The sequence below is a fragment of the Streptomyces sp. NPDC059456 genome, assembly GCF_042750055.1.
GTDB lineage: Bacteria > Actinomycetota > Actinomycetes > Streptomycetales > Streptomycetaceae > Streptomyces.
Genome location: NZ_JBHYVA010000822.1, coordinates 1 through 3,368, shown reverse-complemented (window position 1 = coordinate 3,368; position 3,368 = coordinate 1). Strand labels below are relative to the sequence as shown.

Genomic DNA, 3,368 nt, shown 5'->3' with positions numbered 1-3,368 from the left:
GCCCCGGACCTGACCGGGGCTGACCGGGGCCGACCGGGCAGGCCCCGGCCCGCCGGAACGGGCCGGGGGCCGGAGGCCGGGAGCGTGCGGGTCAGGCGGAGGCCGCGTCCGCGGCCTGGGCCTTCAGAGCGCGCTCCACGCCCGACCGGGACTCCGAGACCAGCCGGCGCAGGGCCGCGTTCGGCTCGGCCGATACCAGCCACGCGTCCGTCGCCGCGAGGGTCTGCTCGGAGACCTGGAGCGAGGGGTAGAGGCCCACCGCGATCTGCTGCGCGATCTCGTGGCTGCGGTTCTCCCAGATCCCCTTGACCACCGCGAAGTACTTCTCGGTGTACGGGGCCAGCAGCTCGCGCTGGTCGGTCTGGACGAAGCCGCCGATCACGGCCTCCTGCACCGCGTTGGGCAGGTCCGCGGACTCCACCACCGAGGCCCACGCCTCGGCCTTGGCCTCCGCCGTCGGCCGCGCGGCCCGCGCCGTGGCCGCGTGGCGCTCGCCCGCCGCCGTCCGGTCGCGCTCCAGCTCCGCCGCGATGGCCGGCTCGTCCAGGACGCCGGTGGCGACGAGGCGCTCCAGGAACGCCCACCGCAGTTCGGTGTCCACGACCAGGCCCTCGACCTCGGCCGCCCCGTCCAGCAGCGCGGACAGGTAGGTCAGCTGCCCCTCGGTGCGGGCGGTCGCCGCGAACGCGCGGGCCCACGCCAGCTGGTGGTCGCTGCCCGGCTCGGCGCCGCGCAGGTGCTGGAGCGTGGCCTCGGTCCAGTCCGCCAGGCCCTGCTCCCGCCACGCCGGGTCGGCGTACAGGTCCACGGCCAGCTTCACCTGCCGGTGCAGCGACTGGACGACGCCGATGTCCGACTCCTTGCCGATGCCGGCCAGGACGAGGGCGAGGTAGTCGCGCGTGGCCAGTTCGCCGTCGCGGGTCATGTCCCAGGCCGAGGCCCAGCACAGTGCGCGCGGCAGCGACTCCGTGAAGTCGCCGAGGTGCGCGGTGACGTTGGCGAGGGAGACCTCGTCGAGGCGGACCTTCGCGTACGACAGGTCGTCGTCGTTCAGCAGCACGACGGCCGGCCGGGCGCGGCCGAGGAGCTCCGGCACCTCGGTCAGCTCGCCGTCGATGTCCAGCTCGATCCGGTCCGTGCGGACGAGCTTGCCGCCGTCCAGGTCGTACAGACCGATCGCGATCCGGTGCGGGCGCAGCGTGGGCTCGCCCTTGGCGCCCGCGGGCAGCGCCGGGGCCTCCTGGCGGACCGCGAACGCGGTGATGTTCCCGGCCGCGTCCGTCTCGACTGCGGGGCGCAGGATGTTGATGCCGGCCGTCTCCAGCCACGCCTTCGACCAGGCGGTCAGGTCGCGGCCCGAGGTCTCCTCCAGGGCGCCCAGCAGGTCCGACAGGCGCGTGTTGCCGAACGCGTGCGCCTTGAAGTACGCCTGCACGCCCTTGAAGAATGCCTCCATGCCGACGTAGGCCACGAGCTGCTTGAGCACCGAGGCGCCCTTGGCGTACGTGATGCCGTCGAAGTTGACCAGGACGTCGTCCAGGTCACGGATGTCGGCCATGATCGGGTGCGTGGACGGCAGCTGGTCCTGCCGGTACGCCCAGGTCTTCATGGAGTTGGCGAACGTGGTCCACGCGTGCGGCCACTTCGAGCCCTCCGCGTACGCCTGGCAGGCGATCGACGTGTAGGTGGCGAAGGACTCGTTCAGCCACAGGTCGTTCCACCACTCCATGGTGACCAGGTCGCCGAACCACATGTGCGCCAGCTCGTGCAGGATCGTCTCCGCGCGCACCTCGTACGCCGCGTCGGTCACCTTGGAGCGGAAGACGTACTGGTCGCGGATGGTGACCGCGCCCGCGTTCTCCATCGCTCCCGCGTTGAACTCGGGGACGAAGAGCTGGTCGTACTTGGCGAACGGGTAGTCGTAGGCGAACTTCTCCTGGAACCAGTCGAAGCCCTGGCGCGTGACGTCGAAGATCGCGTCGGCGTCCAGGAACTCGGCCAGCGACGGACGGCAGTAGATGCCGAGCGGCACCGACTGCCCGTCCGGGCCCTCGTACGAGCTGTGCACCGCGTGGTACGGGCCGACGATCAGCGCCGTGATGTACGTGGAGATCCGCGGCGTCGGCTCGAAGCGCCAGACGTTGTCCTTGACGTCCGCGGCCTCGGGCGTCGGGGAGTTCGAGATGACCGTCCAGCCCTCGGGGGCCGTCACGGTGAACTGGAACGTCGCCTTCAGGTCGGGCTGCTCGAAGCTGGCGAACACGCGCCGCGCGTCCGGCACCTCGAACTGGGTGTACAGGTAGGCCTGCTGGTCGACCGGGTCGACGAAGCGGTGCAGGCCCTCGCCCGTGTTGGTGTAGGCGCAGTCCGCGACGACGCGGAGCTCGTTGGCGCCGGCCGCCAGGTGCGTCAGCGCGATGCGCGAGTCCTGGAAGACCTCGGCCGCGTCCAGCGCCGTACCGTTCAGGACGACCTCGCGCACGGCGGGCGCGACCAGGTCGATGAAGGTCTCGGCACCGGCCTCGGCCGACCGGAACCGCACGGTGGTCACTGAGGGGTACGTGCCGCCCTCCTGCGCACCGCTGAGATCGAGTTCGATCTCGTACGAGTCGACGGTGAGCAGCTTCGCCCGCTGCTGAGCCTCTTCACGGGTGAGATTCGTGCCAGGCACGCGGTCATCTCCTTTGATGGTGACGTTGCCCGGCCATCCTTCCACGCGGGGCCGATCAGGTGGGCGGAGTAATCCACGGGCGAAACGCGACGTCCGATTTCCGCCAGCTTGATCGGGTCCGGGGCCGCACTCTGGACGGCATGACCACCCACCCGGCGCCCCGACCGGCGCTCCACGCCGTACGCCCCGTCGCTCCCGACGCCCTCGCCGCCCTGCGGATCCTGGACGACGCCGGCCGGCCCTGCCGCCCCTACGAGGACCCCGAGGGCGGCGCCCCGCTGCGCTGCTGCCTGCGCCGCAGCCGCCCCGGGGAGCGGATCGCACTCGTCTCCTACGCACCGCTGCGCCGCTGGGCCGCCGGGACCGGCGCCGACCCGGGCGCCTACGACGAGCAGGGCCCGGTGTTCGTCCACGCCGCCGACTGCGGCGGCCCGGACGCGGCCGCCGGGCCCGGCCATCCTTTTGCCCAGCCCGGGGCCCTGCGCACGGTGCGCCGCTACGACGCCGGGGGACGCATCCTCGGCGGGCGCGCCCTGCTGCTCGGCGAGGAGCCGGACGCGGACCTGGACGAGGCCCTGGCGGAGGCCTTCGCCGACCCGGCGGCCGCGCTCGTGCACGTGCGCGCCACCGAGTTCGGCTGCTTCCTGTTCGAGGTCCGCAGGCCGTACTGACCGGGCCCGGACGCGGCGGAGGGGCG

Annotated in this window: 2 protein-coding genes; one reads left to right on the top strand and one right to left on the bottom strand. The window is 72.6% G+C overall.

Annotated elements, in window-relative coordinates:
* Positions 1 to 91: 91 nt before the first annotated feature.
* The gene (pepN, locus tag ACFXA3_RS39070) at positions 92 to 2,671 is read right to left on the bottom strand and encodes an aminopeptidase N (RefSeq protein ID WP_385195574.1); all 2,580 of its coding nucleotides are present in this window, start codon (positions 2,669 to 2,671) and stop codon (positions 92 to 94) included.
* A gap of 140 nt (positions 2,672 to 2,811) precedes the next feature.
* Between pepN and ACFXA3_RS39065 the strand changes: the two genes are divergently transcribed.
* Entirely contained in the window at positions 2,812 to 3,342 is a 531-nt protein-coding gene (locus ACFXA3_RS39065; protein WP_385195571.1) for a DUF1203 domain-containing protein, read from the top strand.
* Positions 3,343 to 3,368 lie beyond the last annotated feature (26 nt).

Bases quoted from the DNA above. Each gene is read 5' to 3' on its own strand.
- ACFXA3_RS39065 (WP_385195571.1), top strand. From the start codon at position 2,812: ATGACCACCCACCCGGCGCCCCGACCGGCGCTCCACGCCGTACGCCCC.